This is a genomic window from Vibrio sp. vnigr-6D03, from assembly GCF_002835515.1.
GTDB lineage: Bacteria > Pseudomonadota > Gammaproteobacteria > Enterobacterales > Vibrionaceae > Vibrio > Vibrio penaeicida.
Map to the genome: position 1 here is coordinate 74,670 of NZ_PIZL01000022.1, position 15,758 is coordinate 90,427.

Annotated in this window: 14 protein-coding genes; 11 read left to right on the plus strand and 3 right to left on the minus strand. The window is 45.3% G+C overall.

Translation table 11 applies throughout. The features are described from left to right. Positions 1-130 precede the first annotated feature (130 nt). Complete coding sequence (locus CW749_RS18880; protein ID WP_180958446.1) at positions 131-958, minus strand: formate dehydrogenase accessory sulfurtransferase FdhD; 828 nt, start codon at positions 956-958, stop codon at positions 131-133. A 132-nt stretch (positions 959-1,090) separates the two neighbouring features. On the opposite strand from CW749_RS18880, the gene CW749_RS18885 reads away from it, so the two are divergent. The 9 genes from CW749_RS18885 (at position 1,091) to CW749_RS18925 (ending at position 10,284) form a co-directional block, all read left to right on the plus strand. Then, a complete protein-coding gene (locus tag CW749_RS18885; RefSeq protein WP_101113825.1) occupies positions 1,091-1,522 on the plus strand; it encodes a DUF3305 domain-containing protein in 432 nt (143 codons plus the stop codon). Continuing rightward, a complete protein-coding gene (locus tag CW749_RS18890) occupies positions 1,512-2,147 on the plus strand; it encodes a DUF3306 domain-containing protein (protein WP_101113826.1) in 636 nt (211 codons plus the stop codon). The genes CW749_RS18885 and CW749_RS18890 overlap by 11 nt, the downstream gene beginning before the upstream one ends. Before the next feature lie 205 nt (positions 2,148-2,352). Further along, positions 2,353-4,044, plus strand: a complete 1,692-nt coding sequence (locus CW749_RS18895; RefSeq protein ID WP_101113905.1) for a 4Fe-4S dicluster domain-containing protein — start codon at positions 2,353-2,355, stop codon at positions 4,042-4,044. A gap of 9 nt (positions 4,045-4,053) precedes the next feature. After that, complete coding sequence (locus CW749_RS18900; protein ID WP_101113827.1) at positions 4,054-4,683, plus strand: molecular chaperone TorD family protein; 630 nt, start codon at positions 4,054-4,056, stop codon at positions 4,681-4,683. A gap of 57 nt (positions 4,684-4,740) precedes the next feature. Then, positions 4,741-4,935 (plus strand): transcriptional initiation protein Tat, encoded by a 195-nt coding sequence (locus CW749_RS18905; protein ID WP_101113828.1) that lies wholly within the window; start codon positions 4,741-4,743, stop codon positions 4,933-4,935. A gap of 11 nt (positions 4,936-4,946) precedes the next feature. After that, positions 4,947-7,802: a formate dehydrogenase subunit alpha gene (locus CW749_RS18910; RefSeq protein ID WP_101113829.1), complete on the plus strand. Its 2,856-nt coding sequence runs from the start codon at positions 4,947-4,949 to the stop codon at positions 7,800-7,802. Between the two features lie 11 nt (positions 7,803-7,813). Continuing rightward, positions 7,814-8,422, plus strand: a complete 609-nt coding sequence (gene fdh3B, locus CW749_RS18915) for a formate dehydrogenase FDH3 subunit beta (RefSeq protein ID WP_101113830.1) — start codon at positions 7,814-7,816, stop codon at positions 8,420-8,422. Between the two features lie 9 nt (positions 8,423-8,431). Beyond that, complete coding sequence (locus CW749_RS18920) at positions 8,432-9,397, plus strand: formate dehydrogenase subunit gamma (protein ID WP_101113831.1); 966 nt, start codon at positions 8,432-8,434, stop codon at positions 9,395-9,397. A 239-nt stretch (positions 9,398-9,636) separates the two neighbouring features. Then, positions 9,637-10,284 carry an RraA family protein gene (locus CW749_RS18925; protein WP_101113832.1) on the plus strand — a complete coding sequence of 216 codons (648 nt, stop codon included), beginning with the start codon at positions 9,637-9,639 and terminating at the stop codon, positions 10,282-10,284. Positions 10,285-10,361: 77 nt separating this feature from the next. On the opposite strand, the gene CW749_RS18930 is transcribed toward CW749_RS18925, so the two are convergent. After that, a complete protein-coding gene (locus CW749_RS18930) occupies positions 10,362-12,074 on the minus strand; it encodes a HAMP domain-containing sensor histidine kinase (RefSeq protein ID WP_101113833.1) in 1,713 nt (570 codons plus the stop codon). 412 nt (positions 12,075-12,486) lie between these two features. Here CW749_RS18930 and CW749_RS18935 point away from each other — a divergent pair, with 412 nt between their 5' ends. Then, complete coding sequence (locus CW749_RS18935) at positions 12,487-13,707, plus strand: ammonium transporter (RefSeq protein WP_101113834.1); 1,221 nt, start codon at positions 12,487-12,489, stop codon at positions 13,705-13,707. 160 nt (positions 13,708-13,867) lie between these two features. Beyond that, positions 13,868-14,605, plus strand: coding sequence for a Sir2 family NAD+-dependent deacetylase (cobB, locus tag CW749_RS18940; RefSeq protein ID WP_101113835.1), 738 nt, complete (start codon positions 13,868-13,870; stop codon positions 14,603-14,605). 108 nt (positions 14,606-14,713) lie between these two features. Here cobB and CW749_RS18945 read toward each other — a convergent pair whose 3' ends face one another. Then, the gene (locus tag CW749_RS18945; protein WP_101113836.1) at positions 14,714-15,757 is read right to left on the minus strand and encodes an extracellular solute-binding protein; all 1,044 of its coding nucleotides are present in this window, start codon (positions 15,755-15,757) and stop codon (positions 14,714-14,716) included. Between the last annotated feature and the right edge of the window lies 1 nt (position 15,758).

Here is a 15,758-nt window from a genome sequence, read left to right on the forward strand (position 1 = left end):
AATGTTACAGTTATATTTATTTTTTATGACAGGCAGTACTATTAACAGATAGCATGATATTTATAGAATGCAAGAAGGCGCTTATTAGCACCTTCTTAAATAGGAAGAAAGTTTATATTCTGGCGAGGGCTTATTGATTTCCTTTTACATCAAACTCCATTTTTTCTGCTCCAGTAAACACCTGAAAACGCAATCCTTTTGCTCGTGCAATGGTCGTGATACCAAATTTTCTGGCTAAATCTAGCCCCATTTGAGTGACACCAGAGCGTGATAGCAAAACAGGAATCCCCATTTGAGCCACTTTAATGACCATCTCTGATGTCAGTCGACCCGTTGTATAGAAGATTTTGTCTTCTCCCGACTCCTGATTTAGCCACATTTCCCCAGCTAAAGTATCCACAGCATTGTGACGCCCGACATCTTCAACAAAAGAGAGAACGTCTTCTCGTCGGCACACTGCGCAACCATGAACACCACCTGCTTTTTTATACGTGTCATTGTGATGGGTTAGCGCCTCTAACGAGGCATAAATATCAGACTGTTTGGTCACTACGTTCGGAACTTGGTAGTTTTCTAGCTTTTTCATTACATTGCCGTACATGGTGCCCTGACCACATCCCGACGTAACTGTTTTCTTCTTTAGTGCTTTTTCTAAGTGATCGGTATTTTCTTTGGTGATCACCGCTGCCGTGCCAGTTTCCCAATCAATAATGACAGACTCAATGGCCGAAGGATCTTCAATAAAACTTTGGTTTTTTAAGTAACCCAAAACCAAAGCTTCAGGGCGCGAGCCTAACGTCATCAAGGTTACTATTTCCTTCCAATTCAGCATGACAGTGATAGGGCGCTCACATGCGATTTCTTTAACCATGCGCTCGCCATACTCATCAAACACCTCAACTTCTTGAGTTGGAGATGGGGTATTTCCGCTTTTTATTATTTTGGGTTGGTAAGACACAGAGATTCCTTAACAGAGTGTTCTTTTTGAGTTCATTACAGCAATAACCCTGCCATTTTGTTCATAGCGTTGGCGTAAGAATTGCTTCGACTGCTATGAATATCAAAGTCTGAGTATAAGGTGAGAACTGAAATGTCATTGGAAAAGAGTGAAAACCTTTGGACAATTGAATGCCAACTCGAGAGCCGGAACGTCGGAGAAGGGCGCTGGGTAACCCAACAGTGGGAATGGAAAAGTGTGGACCTAAAGCCAACCAAAGCAAACCCATTAACTCTGCCATTAGAACTATATAAAGATGAACGGACAGACTATCGGTTTAATCTAAGCTCGATTCAACCCAAGCTATTCCTCGCTTTAGAAAACCTAGACACCTTAGAACCAGTGAAGCTCACTGCATCTCAATCGGTTGCTGCCAGTTACCTTGATGGCGATTATTTAGTGCTTTCCATCGAAATGCCCTTGCCGATTCAAGCGTGGATGGAAGCATTCATAGGGCGACATGGTGAACTTTTAGAACAGAAACGTAAAAAACGTAAAGGGGCGGGCAGAGCCAGTGGCAAGTGATTTTTTAAAGCGTTGGTCGCAGCGTAAATTACAAGAAGACGACAAACAACAGACGTCGCTTACAAGCGAAGAAAACAGCCTTTTAGGCGAAGAAGACGCGGGCATAGCCAATATCGCGGATACTGACGCCATTGAAAATACAGGCGTTTACGAAAATGCGGATGCTTGTGAAAGTCAATCGTCTAAAGAACCTCCGCTAGAAGATGAAGAACCATCAGGTGAACCATCTGTAGCAACGCTATTGAGCAAAGGAGCAGAAACAGCCGTTAAGAAAGCCGCATTAAGAAAGCTTTTCCTAAGTGGCGAATTCAGTGAGGTCGACGCCCTGAATGACTACGATCACGACTATTCGAAGGTAGGCAACCTCACCCAAGAAGCCGCTGAAAAGCTAAGAGGCTGGGTGAAAGAGCAACTAGACGAAGAGACTGAAGAAGAAGGAAATAAAGAAATAGCTAAGAAAGACAGGGGATCAAAGGAAAATGAAAGTACAAGCTCTGAAGAATTATTACCGCAGTCGGAAGCGCTTGAAGCAAACTCTGGTGAACCAAAAATAGAAGAAAATAAGCCTCAAGCTGAAGAAATTGAGCCTAGTTCAGGAGTGAACGAGACAAAATATACCACATAGAAAGTAGGTACATTTTGACACCTTGCTTATAAAACAACCTGCGACAAATTGTCACAACCATCTAACCTTGCGCACAAAACGTAAACATCAAATACACCATTTTTTCAATACACTGCGGTTGGATCGCTAATTGCTTTACTGGTTCTTAAATGAGCGGAATACACGCTCACACATGGAACATAAAGTGATGTTAGAGCCAAAAGCAATGTTAAAACAAAAAATTCAAAATGCTTCTAGCGTAAATGGACGAGCAAGAGCAGCAGCGTTAACCAACACTGTGGAGCTGACCAACCTAATTCCCCCAACGGTCAGCTACCACAGTGGGGGTCACACACTGGTGATTGGTCCATTTTCAATCCTTTCCGAGATCGAAGTGCAGCTCGATTCGCTTTCATCTCTTACCCTGCTGTGTACCGAACAAGATGCAGATAGAAGCCAACTGATCAATCCGTCTCGCCTCTATTTTGGTCAACAGCCCAAAGTGCAAGGTTTTCTTGGTGCCTTCAAGGTTACCGTCAACCATAATGGAGCTGACGTGAATTTAGCTACGGCAGCTATTGGTCACGACTGCTTCGATATTGTGCTGGATATGACCCTTAACGGCATAATGAGCGAAGAAGTGCCTGTACCCGGTTATTTCCCATGTGGACGTGGATACCCAACACTACCTGAAGCCTTAGAGTCCATACCGGATCTTATGGGGACGTTTGATAAGCCTAAGTATTTTCGCTTAGATACCGACAAATGCGCCCACAGCTCGCGCGGTATTAAAGGGTGTGACCGCTGTGTAGACGCCTGCCCAGCAGGGGCACTTACGAGCGATGGTAATGACCAAATTGGGCATAAGATTCAGATAAACCCTTACCTATGCCAAGGCGTTGGAACCTGTGCGACAGCCTGTCCAACAGAAGCGATCCACTACGCCATTCCCGACCCCGTTCAAACCCAATCGTTCGTTGAAAAGCTGCTCGCCAATTATAAAGAGGCGGGTGGGGAGAGTCCCATCATTTTGTTTTGTAGCAGTCGACACGAAAATTACAACGCGATGGCATTAGATTCGCTACCAGACAACGTTATACCTGTTGAACTAGAGGAACTGCCTTCAGTAGGAATGGATACGTGGTTCGCAGCATTGGTCAATGGCGCATGTCAGGTGATGTTTGCTGCCAGTAATAAAATGCCTCCGACAATTCTAAGAGTGCTAGGGCAAGAAGTGGACACCGCGCAAACACTACTTAGCCAAATGAACTTAGATCCTTCTCGTATTCGAATTTTATATTTAGAAGAGCTGAAAGGCGGTGAGCCCGTTTTGCGAGATTCTCATCAAATGCCTTCTCTTTTAAGTACACCAGTCGGTGTATTAAACGGTTCGAAAAGAGAGCGCCTTTACTTGGCACTCGATTCATTAGCGGTTACCCACATTCCCGTTCAAACCATTACCAACATTCCGACCAGTGCGCCTTTTGGCAATGTAAGTTGTGTTGGTAAAGATTGCACTTTATGCATGGGCTGCGTTGCCGTGTGTCCAACAGGGGCGCTTCATAATGACGGTGTTTCGCCACAGCTAAACTTTGTGGAGCAAGACTGCATTCAATGCGGAATGTGTGAAAAAGCCTGTCCAGAGAACGCGCTAACACTTACACCAAGATTTAACTGGGACGCAACTCAGCGCAAACAGGTTCAAGTTATTCATCAAGAAAAAGCCGCGGAATGTTTACGATGTGGTAAACCATTCGCCCCTCAATCTATGATCGACATGCTTCAAAGTAAGTTACGCGGTCACTCTCATTTCTCTGACGAGTTAGCCATTAACAGGATTGCAATGTGCGAGGACTGCCGTGTCGTCGATATATTTAATAGCTTGGCTGACCAGCCAGAAAAGCAGCTCAATGTGTAAGGGAAGCGAATGAACGACACTCACCCAGTCCAACCTCAAACATCAGTCCATTCACAGGAATCAGCGCATTCTCAAACCTCAATGCGTTCTGATATCTATGCGCTACTTGCCACTGTGTTTCGTGCTGCACCCAGCCAAGATGTGCTGGATTGGATAAAAGAGCTCGAAGTCAGCGAGCATGCTGATAGCCAAATGGCGACAGCGTGGAATAACTTAAGAAACGCCGCTGGTTTGTATACCCACGAAGATATTCAACAGGAATACCAAGATCTGTTTATAGGAATTGGGCGAGGTGAAGTGATGCCTTTTGCTTCGTGGCACTTAACCGGTTCTTTAATGGAAAAACCACTTGCTGCGATTCGACAAGATCTCATGCGAATGGGGTTTACTCGAAACGACGAGACCAAAGAACCGGAAGACCATTTTGCTGCACTGTGCGAAGTCATGTCTTTACTGGATTCTGAGCCGGAGCAAAACGCGTTTTTTAACCGCCATATTCAACCTTGGTTTGAATCATTAGCTAGGCAAATTCGGGAAGCAGAAAGCGCTCGTTTTTACGCCGCTATGGCAACCGTATTACACCAATTCTTGCTTATCGAGCAGGTTCGCTTTGCGCGAGTACCTGTTCGAGAAGCCTAGATGATAACTAGAGATGCGGAGCATCCACTCAATGGGCACTGAATCATGGAGCACCCTATGAAAGATAAACAAGCCATCGATACACGCCGCCGAGATCTGCTTAAGGGATTAAGCACGGCAGCAGTAGCCGGCACGCTTGCCGCAGGGACATCTACGGCCGCTTCAGCAAACGAAGCTAAGCCAGAGGTGGAAGAGACAACCACTGGATATAAAGAAACTCAACATATCCGTGATTACTACGACACCCTATAAGGAGCAATGGAATGAAACTTACCAAGCGTTCCGATAGCGTAAACAAGGAAGAAAGCCAAATCGGATTGAGCCGTCGTTCTTTTATGAAGAACTCGACACTGGCAGCAGGGGGAGCCGCTGTCGGCGCTTCTATGTTTGCGCCGGGGATGATGCGCAAGGCAAACGCAAAAACCGTCGCCTCAACGGTACCCACCGAAATTAAGCGCACCATCTGTTCACACTGTTCTGTAGGCTGTGGCATTTACGCCGAGGTACAAAATGGCGTGTGGACAGGGCAAGAACCTGCATTTGATCACCCATTTAATGCAGGTGGGCACTGCGCCAAAGGTGCTGCTCTGCGTGAACACGGACATGGGGAAAGACGCCTCAAATACCCAATGAAGTTAGAAGGCGGTAAATGGAAGCAAATGAGCTGGGAAGATGCCATCGAAGAGATTGGCAATAAAACGCTCGAAATTCGCAAGGAGTCTGGTCCTGATTCTGTTTACTTCCTAGGCAGTGCAAAACACAGCAACGAACAAGCTTACATGTTCCGTAAAATGGCCTCTTTGTGGGGAACCAATAACGTCGATCACCAAGCGCGTATTTGTCACTCCACCACGGTCGCTGGCGTCGCGAACACTTGGGGATACGGTGCGATGACCAACTCCTTTAACGACATGCATAACTGCAAGTCCATGCTGTTTATTGGTTCTAACCCAGCGGAAGCACACCCCGTTGCGATGCAGCATATTCTCATCGCAAAAGAAAAGAACAACTGTAAGATCGTGGTTGCGGATCCTCGCCGTACGCGTACCGCAGCTAAATCCGATCATTACGTATCCCTTCGTCCAGGCTCCGATGTCGCATTCATTTGGGGCATTTTATGGCATGTATTCAAAAACAACTGGGAAGACAAAGAGTTCATTCGCCAGCGCGTTTTTGGCATGGACGAAATCAAGAAAGAAGTCGCTCGCTGGACACCGGAAGAAGTTGAGCGTGTTGCTGGCGTAAGTGAAAAAGAAGTCTACAAAACAGCCAAGCTCCTTTCAGAGAACAGGCCCGGTTGCGTTGTATGGTGTATGGGCGGAACTCAACACACCACAGGCAACAACAATACTCGTGCTTACTGCGTGCTTGAATTGGCGTTGGGCAACATCGGTAAGAGTGGCGGTGGAGCGAATATCTTCCGCGGTCACGATAACGTACAAGGCGCGACAGACTTAGGCGTGCTTTCTCATACGCTACCTGGGTATTACGGGCTGTCGAATGGCGCTTGGAAACACTGGTCGAAAGTGTGGGATGTGGATTACGAGTGGGTACAAAAACGCTTCGATCAAGACGAATACCGCGGTAAAAAGCCAATGAACAACATGGGTATCCCTGTTTCTCGTTGGATAGATGGCGTGTTAGAAAACAAAGACGCCATCGAGCAGAAAGACAACATTCGCGCCATGTTCTATTGGGGGCACGCTGTAAACTCCCAAACTCGTGGTGTTGAAATGAAGAAAGCGATGGAACAGTTGGACATGATGGTGATTGTTGATCCGTACCCAACCGTTGCTGCTGTAATGAATGATCGTAAAGACGGTATCTACTTGTTGCCTGCCACCACACAGTTCGAAACCTACGGAAGCGTGACAGCGTCTAACCGATCCTTGCAATGGCGAGACAAAGTGGTTGAGCCGTTGTTTGAATCGAAACCCGATCACGAAATTATGTATCTGCTTTCTAAAAAGCTCGGCTTTTCTGATCAGCTGTTCAAAAACATCAAAGTGAATAAGAACGAACCTTTGGTGGAGGACATCACCCGTGAGATCAACCGCGGTATGTGGACGATAGGCTATACAGGACAAAGCCCAGAGCGTTTGAAAGATCACCAGAAAAACTGGCACACGTTCCATAAAACATCGCTAGAAGCGGAAGGGGGACCAGCTCATGGTGAAACCTACGGGCTACCTTGGCCTTGTTGGGGAACACCAGAAATGAAACACCCTGGAACTCACATCCTTTACAACACATCCAAACCCGTGGCTGAAGGTGGTGGTAATTTCCGCGCTCGATTCGGAGTGGAATTTGAGGGCAAAAACCTGCTCGCAGAAGACAGCTACTCAAAAGGCTGTGAACTGGAAGATGGTTTCCCAGAATTCAGCGACAAACTACTGAAATCTCTAGGCTGGTGGAATGATCTTACCGAAGCGGAGAAAGCCGCAGCGGAAGGAAAAAACTGGAAAACCGATCTTTCTGGGGGCATTCAAAGAGTCGCAATCAGCCATGGGTGTATTCCTTTCGGTAACGCGAAGGCACGCGCCGTCGTTTGGACTTTCCCCGATAGAGTGCCACTGCACAGAGAACCTCTTTACACGCCACGCCGTGATTTGGTTGCCGACTACCCAACGTGGGACGACAAAGAATCCATCTATCGTTTGCCGACGATGTACAAATCCATTCAGGACCAAGATAAATCCGCTGAGTACCCAATCATCCTTACGTCTGGGCGTTTGGTTGAATACGAAGGAGGGGGCGAGGAAACACGTTCAAACCCTTGGCTAGCTGAACTTCAACAAGAAATGTTTGTTGAGGTGAATCCGAAAGACGCGAACGACTTAGGATTCAGAGATGGAGATATGGTCTGGGTAGAAGGTGCTGAGAAAGGAAGAATTCACGTGAAAGCCATGGTTACACGCAGAGTGAAACCCGGTATGGCGTTTGTTCCTTTCCACTTTGGTGGCAAGTTCCAGGGTAAAGACCTACGCGATAAGTACCCTGAAGGCACGGATCCGTATGTTGTGGGTGAAGCTGCGAATACCGCGACCACCTACGGTTATGATCCCGTTACTCAAATGCAGGAGAGTAAGGTGACTCTCTGCAACATCAGTAAAGCGTAAGGAGTCATAAAATGGCTAAGATGAAATTCCTCTGTGACACCAAGCGTTGTATTGAATGTAATGGTTGTGTCACCGCCTGTAAAAATGAAAACGATGATGCCCTTGAGTGGGGCATTCAACGCCGCCGTGTTGTCACATTGAACGATGGGCAATCCGGTGAAAACTCCATTTCTGTCGCGTGTATGCACTGTACTGATGCACCTTGTATGGCTGTGTGCCCTACAGATTGTTTCAGCCAAACCGAAGATGGCATTGTGCTACACAATAAAGATCTTTGTATTGGTTGCGGCTACTGTCTGTTTGCCTGTCCGTTTGGTGCGCCACAATTCCCTAGCACGTCGGCATTTGGCGAGCGCGGGAAAATGGACAAATGCACTTTCTGTGCTGGCGGTCCTGAGACAGAAAATGGCTCTACGGAAGAGCGCGCAAAATACGGTGCAAACCGCGTTGCTGAAGGGAAATTGCCAATGTGTGCAGAGCTTTGCTCGACGAAAGCCTTGTTGGCTGGCGATGCGAATACCGTTTCGGACATTTTCCGTCAGAGGATGGTTGAGCGCGGCGGAAGAGGCGCAGGCTGGACTAATGGTGAAGATTTGGCATTTGACGCGACCAAAAGTTAGAGAGGCATAATGTTACATCGCATATTGATCGCTACTTTTGCGTTGTTTCTGGTGTTCGTCAGCAACCCTATATTTGCTGACGAATCCGCCAACGCGGAAAGAGAAATAGCCCAATTGGCGGGTGCCGATTACTGGCGACAAGTAAAAGATGGCGAAGAAGGGTACACCACATCCAAGGGATTGGAGCACGGTATGCTCATCAATACGACTGGGCAACTGTGGCGTGAAATCAGAAATAAATGGATAACCCCCATTGGCGGCTACATGATCTTAGGTGCGTTTGGTGCACTGCTGGCATTCTATCTCTGGGCAGGTCAAATCAAACTGTCTAAGGAACGGACTGGCAACAAAGTACTGCGCTGGACACCTTTTGAGCGTGCGCTCCATTGGTATACCGCTTCATTGTTTCTCATTTTGGCATTATCCGGGCTTATGCTGATGTACGGAAAGTACATTATGATGCCCGTTGTGTCGTCTAGCGTTTGGGGATTTGTCATTAGTGCGGCGAAGATATCGCACAACTATTTGGGACCACTATTTGTATTTGGTTTGGTTTGCATGCTCATCAAATGGATGAAAAACAACCTCTTCAACAAAGTTGATCTTGAATGGTTTAGGCAAGGTGGAGGCATTCTGCCTAATGGTAAACACCCTGAAGCAGATTTTTGTAACGGCGGTGAAAAGATATGGTTTTGGTTGCTCGCCACGGCAGGCCTGACCGTTTGTGTAACAGGGTTAATCATGGATTTCCCAATATTCAACCAAACGCGTGAACTCATGCAGATCGTTAATGTGCTTCACGCCATATCGTCTCTAGGGCTGATAGCCGCTTCATTAGGGCATATTTACATCGGTACTGTCGGGACCGAAGGCGCACTAGAAGGCATGAAAACAGGCTATGTTGATGAAACATGGGCAAAACAGCACCACAACATCTGGTATAAAAAGGTGAAGAAACAGGAGGGCGAAAGCTAATATTTAGCTTGCGCGTTCTCACTTAAAAAACGGTCCTAAATCAGGGCCGTTTTCGTTTATTTAGGGTAAACGATTCTTTTGATTCAACTTGTTCGAATTTTTCTACTGTAAGCTAATTTGTATTGAAAGAGAGAGCCCATGTGTATATTTCTCAAAACCCATCTACACCCAAGCGAATTGCTGGCAGTATATGAAACTAGGATATTTCAGAGAGTCTTAACTACAGAGGTGATAGCTAAATGAACCATGATATAAATGAAAACAGTGACCTTAGTGAGTTTCGCGAATTTTCAACGTGCAGCTATGCAGATTTTCTTTCAGACGATGCGTTTATGGATTTCAGTATTAAACCCTTGTGGTCTGATATGCCACGAATGGTTGGCAGAGCATTCACTGTCCTATGTGAAGCAGGCGACAATTTAATGGTCCACGCCGCCATCTATCAAGCTCCACCTCAGTCTGTATTGGTTATTAATGCTGGTGATAGTCGATTTGCTGTGGCAGGAGGAAATGTTTGCGCTACAGCAGCTGAGCGTGAAATTTCAGGGTTTATTATCGATGGTGTTGTACGAGATGTAGGTGAGATTCGCGATATGGCATTTCCCGTTTACGCGAGAGGAAACGTACCAAAACCAGGTAAAAAAAAGAAAATGGGTGAAATGGAAGTTCCAATAAACTGCGGAGGCATTACGGTAAATAACGGCGATATTATTGTGGCTGACGAAGAAGGCATTGTTGTGATCAAACCTGAAGATTCGCAATCGATCTTAGCCAAGGTTAAGGAGAAAGTGAGCAAGGAAAATAACCAAACATTAAAAGAGTGGCAGAACGAACACCAGCAAAAAATCACATCCATTTTGCAGTCACTAAACGCCAAAGATAGCTAAAGTGCATTGCTAACACAAAGATGTCTAATCCAAAAATGACAATAAACAGTTAAGAACTTAGTTAGCTTAACTGAACATTACTGGGCTTTGGGGATTTTTAGTGTCACGTTTGTGAATTCATTCAGTTCTGACTCTATTCGTATTGAGCCGTGTAATTTTTGCATTACAAATTGCGCGATCGTTAATCCCAGCCCTGATGCATTCTTCTTTCCGTTGTTGGTGTAGAAAGGGTCGAATACTTTGGTCAGGGTTTCTTCATCGATACCCGTACCGTTATCTTTTATCGACAACCGAACAAACTGGTTATCAGACGAAGTTGCCACCTCAATTTTCGCATTGTCTTGGGGATCCTTATTGTCGATCGACTCGATGGCATTCCTAAACACGACCTCAAGGACTTTGCGTACCATATTACGGTTGCCTACCACGACAAGTGATTCATCTATTTGCTTAATCACTTCAATACCTTCTGGCTTCATGTAGAGGTCGTTGTCAGAAAAGACGCTCTGGAGCTTAAAGGGAGTCAGTTTTGCATCCAACGCTTTGTCTGCGAAAACTCGTAAACTAAGAAGTACGTCTTTTACGCGTAATAATCCAGCCTCAGAGTCTTGAATCACAGCGTGTATGTCATCCAGTACTTCAGCGATATCCGTCTCTTCATAAAAGGTCGCAACAATTTCATGTTTTTGTTCATTATTTGGTTCAATAAACAACTGTTTGTGGAGCGCTAAAAGCGCAAGAATCGACTCGATGTATTGCTTTAGAGGCTCGAAATTACCAAGAGTAGAACTTATGGGGTTATTCATTTCGTGCAACAGACCAACGGCAATACTGCTTAAGGAATGCATTTTCTCTGATTGGATTTGATCTTCATTATCCGATTGGATGTGGCTTAGTGAATCCTGTGCCTCTTGATATTTATGGCTTGTTTCCGTGATGGCATAGCGCCTTTCGAAGCTAGAATTCAATTGGGTGGACACTTGTTCCAGTATTTTTAAATTCGCAGTGTTGATCAGCTCTGGGTGTTGGTTATCGATAATACACACAATGGTGTACTTTAATTTCCCATACGTGCAAATAGGGAAAAGCAGCAAAGCCGCACCACTAAATAAATCTTGTATTGCGTTAGACGGCTCTCTGTTTATTACAGGGTGCTGTAAGGTTCCATCTAACGGGATGTTTTTCGAAAGCATGACCTTCAATGAGTCATCAAGCTCAGCGAGTATGCCTTGCTTCAGTCGATACACGTTGGGTGGTTGAGAATTTTCGGGTGCGTCAAATAGAAAGGATATTTTGGCGTTACAGTACTGACCAATCGCACTCACAATATCAGCAACGAACAACGTATCATCGGAATGGGTTATGTCCGAACGTCCGACTCGCAGTAACATTGTGAGCCGGCTGTTTATGTTCGCCTGATTGTCATTAATGGCTTTATGCCTTTGCACTGCACGTTCGAAATGCATATTTAGCTCTTTCTCTGGCGTGTTTTTCAGACTGAACGAATGGTCAATGCATGGCAATGACGTGCTGGGCTTCATACCTTCATCAAAAACGACCCAAATCGTTGCCGAGAGTTTATTTAGAGTATTTCGAACGTACTGAGTTAGCTCATAAATATCATCAAATGAATTGTCTGAGCAGTGAAGAACAATAATATCAGGGTCAAGTGAACGAATTGAAGGTACGACTTGCTTAAGATCCGCAAATTCTGCGCTAATCTCTTTGCTTTTATACAACCTTGCAAATGGCTCTTTAAGCGTTTCTGACATTAACATTTTGATAGGCATAAATTATCAAATTCATAGAGTTGGGCTACTTTTTAGAATAGTTCAACTTGATTCAGTGCGCCTAAAAGAAAAGGAAAAACATCCAGTCTTACTTTGGTAAAGCAAAATAGTGTGATTGGCGTCTGTTTATGTGGTTTGGTGAGAACCTGTTCATGAACACCATGCACCAATATGGAAAATCCAAATCAGTGCAATCTCACCATATTAGTGCAAGTGCGACATCCTTCATTCCCCAACAATTACTGTAAACATAATTAATCATTAAATAACAAAGCTTTAAGTTTTGTACTTTGTGTTTTTGAGCCTTGGAACGATCTTTGCGTAATTAGCTCTTGTTCAATTCCCCAAAATTGGGAATGCAAAACTAATAGCACAGGAAGCGTGCAAGAAAATACAAAAGGAGTAATTAAAGATGAGTAATTCCGTTGCGGATGTGCAGGGCGCCGTCCACACACTCACTCAAAGTTCAGATACCTTGTTTCTTCTACTTGGTGCCATCATGGTTTTCCTCATGCATGCTGGTTTCGCCTTTCTCGAAGTAGGAACTGTGCGTAAGAAAAACCAAGTCAATGCGCTAGTGAAAATTCTCGCAGATTTCGGTGTTTCTGCTATCGCGTATTTCTTTATTGGGTATTGGGTCGCTTACGGAGCGAATTTCTTTGCTGACGCAGAAACACTTTCAGCAGGCAACGGGTACGAGCTGGTCAAATTCTTTTTCTTACTTACTTTTGCAGCGGCTATTCCCGCTATCGTGTCCGGTGGCATAGCAGAACGTGCACGTTTCTATCCCGTTCTTATCGCGACCTTTTTTACTGTGGGGCTAGTTTACCCATTGTTCGAAGGGATCATCTGGAATGGTAATTACGGCTTGCAAGATTGGTTTGAATCCTCATTTGGTGCGGCATTCCACGATTTCGCTGGATCAGTTGTAGTGCACGGTGTTGGCGGGTGGATCGCGTTAGTTGCCGTCATTTTTCTCGGTATGCGTAACGGCCGTGTACGCGCTGGAAAACACACGAACTTCGCACCTTCAAACATACCATTCTTGGCGTTAGGCGCATGGATCCTTTGTGTTGGGTGGTTCGGGTTTAACGTTATGTCGGCACAAACTCTAAATGGAATCAGCGGTCTTGTTGCCATGAACTCCTTAATGGCCATGACGGGGGGTATCCTTACAGCACTTGTTGCAGGCCGAAATGACCCTGGCTTCATCCACAATGGTCCCTTAGCTGGGCTGGTGGCTGTTTGTGCTGGCTCTGATCTTATGCATCCGATTGGCGCACTTATTACTGGCGGTGTTGCAGGAGCAGTGTTTGTTTATTTGTTCACGTACTTACAAAACAAAACCAAAATAGACGATGTATTGGGTGTGTGGCCTCTTCACGGTGTTTGTGGCGCTTGGGGCGGCATTGCTGCCGGTATCTTTGGTCAGAGTGCACTGGGTGGGCTAGGAGGCGTGAGCATAACGGTTCAAGTCTTGGGTACTGTTATTGGCATCGTAGTAGCTGTCGCTGGTGCCGCTGCGGTTTATGGTGTATTAAATCTCGTTAGTGGGCTCAGACTTTCTGAAGAAGACGAATTCAATGGGGCGGATTTGGCGATCCATAAGATCAGCTCTACTAGCGAAGACTAAACCTTCTGCCCCATATTCATCTCACGATACTACGGTGTCAATCTTTAGAAGAGCGACTTGAGTCGCTCTTTTTACGACTATGGTCTACCGCTAATCCCTTTCTACTACTGTGTCTTTAGTGCTAATGTTAACAACAGATAAATACAAGGATGCATGTCGTATGAACTTCCCTTACAGAAACATTGTTATTCTCACTGGAGCCGGAATATCCGCTGAGTCGGGCATTCAAACGTTTCGAGCGCAAGATGGTTTGTGGGAAAACCATAAAATTGAAGACGTCGCTACACCTGAAGGCTTTCAGCGTGATCCTGAGCTCGTTCAGGATTTCTATAACCAAAGACGTAGAAAGCTACAAGATCCGCCCATTGCACCTAACGCAGCACACCAAGCGTTAGGGAAGCTTGAAGAACTATTGGATGGAAAAGTCACCGTAATTACACAAAATATTGATAACCTCCATGAGCGCGGTGGAACGCAAAATATCATTCACATGCATGGTGAGTTGCTTAAAGCACGCTGCAGCGAGTCTAACCAAGTTGTAGACTGCTCAGACGATATATTGGCGGGTGATTTATGCCATTGCTGTCAAATGCCTTCGCAAGTGCGTCCTCATATCGTTTGGTTTGGTGAAATGCCGCTGAAAATGGGCGAAATCTACGCGGCGTTAGAAGAGGCTGATTTATTTATCTCTATTGGCACTTCGGGTGTTGTATACCCAGCCGCTGGCTTTGTTCATGATGCGAGAATGCACGGTGCACATACTATCGAAATTAACTTAGAGCCGAGCGCGGTAGAAAGTGAATTCGAAGAAAAACGCTACGGAAAAGCAAGCTTAGAGGTGCCTAAGTTGGTAGAAGAATTGTTGAGTACTCCAGATGCAATGAGAGCTCAGGCTTAAGGTTTTCTTTAATGAGGCATCGTTACTCATGTAGCAAGAACTAAAAAAGCGGGACAATGCCCGCTTTTGCTTTTTCATGTGATGTTACTTAAACCCAAGTTCAGGTAATTACATGTTTACTTTCAGCTTTTGGAAGTACTCTTCGTAAAGCGTGCTCGCTTCACCCACTTCATCTTGCCATTCACCTTTTTCCATCACTTCTTGAGGTGGGAAAATACTTGGGTCATTTGCAAACTCTTTAGGCAAAAGCGGATACGCTGTTTTCACAGGAGTAGGGTAGCCAATCTCAACCGCGATTTTCGCAGCATTCTCTGGACGAAGAAGGAAATCAATCATCTTATGAGCGGCTTCAACGTTCTTAGCGCCAGAAGGAATAGACAGGCTGTCCATCCAGAAGATGGTGCCTTTCTCTGGCCACACAATATCAATTGTCGCGCCTTCTTGGCGTGCTAAGTAAGCAGAGCCATTCCAAAGCATACCTAATGAGGTTTCTCCTGCTAGGTAAGGGTTAGCAGGGAAATCTGAATTAAATACCAAAACATTTGGCATCAATTTTTTCAGTTCTTCATACGCGGCTTTGATTTCGTCTGGGTTTGTTGTGTTAGCGGAATAGCCCAGCTTGGTAAGGGCAATGTGGAACACCTCACGTGAGTCGTCCATCATCATCAACTGGCCTTCCCATTTCGGGTCCCAGAAATCTGCCCAGTTTTTAAATCTCGACTTGTCTAGCATGTCGGAATTGATGCCGATACCTGTCGCGCCCCAAATATAAGGAATTGAGTAGTCATTACTTGGGTCAAAAGACTTATCTAGGTAGTTAGGATCGAGATCTGCAAAGTGAGAAAGTTTCTCCTTGTCGATTTTTTGCAGCATCTTCTCTTTACGCATTTTGGAAACAAAATACGTTGATGGCACAACCAAGTCGTAGCCAGCACCTTGAGTTTTTAACTTAGCGTACATGCTCTCGTTAGACTCGTAGGTAGAGTAGATAACTTTGATACCCGTTTCCTTGGTAAAGTCTTTTAGAACCTCACTTGGGATGTATTCAGACCAATTGTAGAAGTACAGTTCTTCGTCTGCAGCAAAAGCGTTGAAAGAAAGGATAGATGCAGCACTGATAAGACCAGCAAACAGTCTAGAGCAATTTTTCATT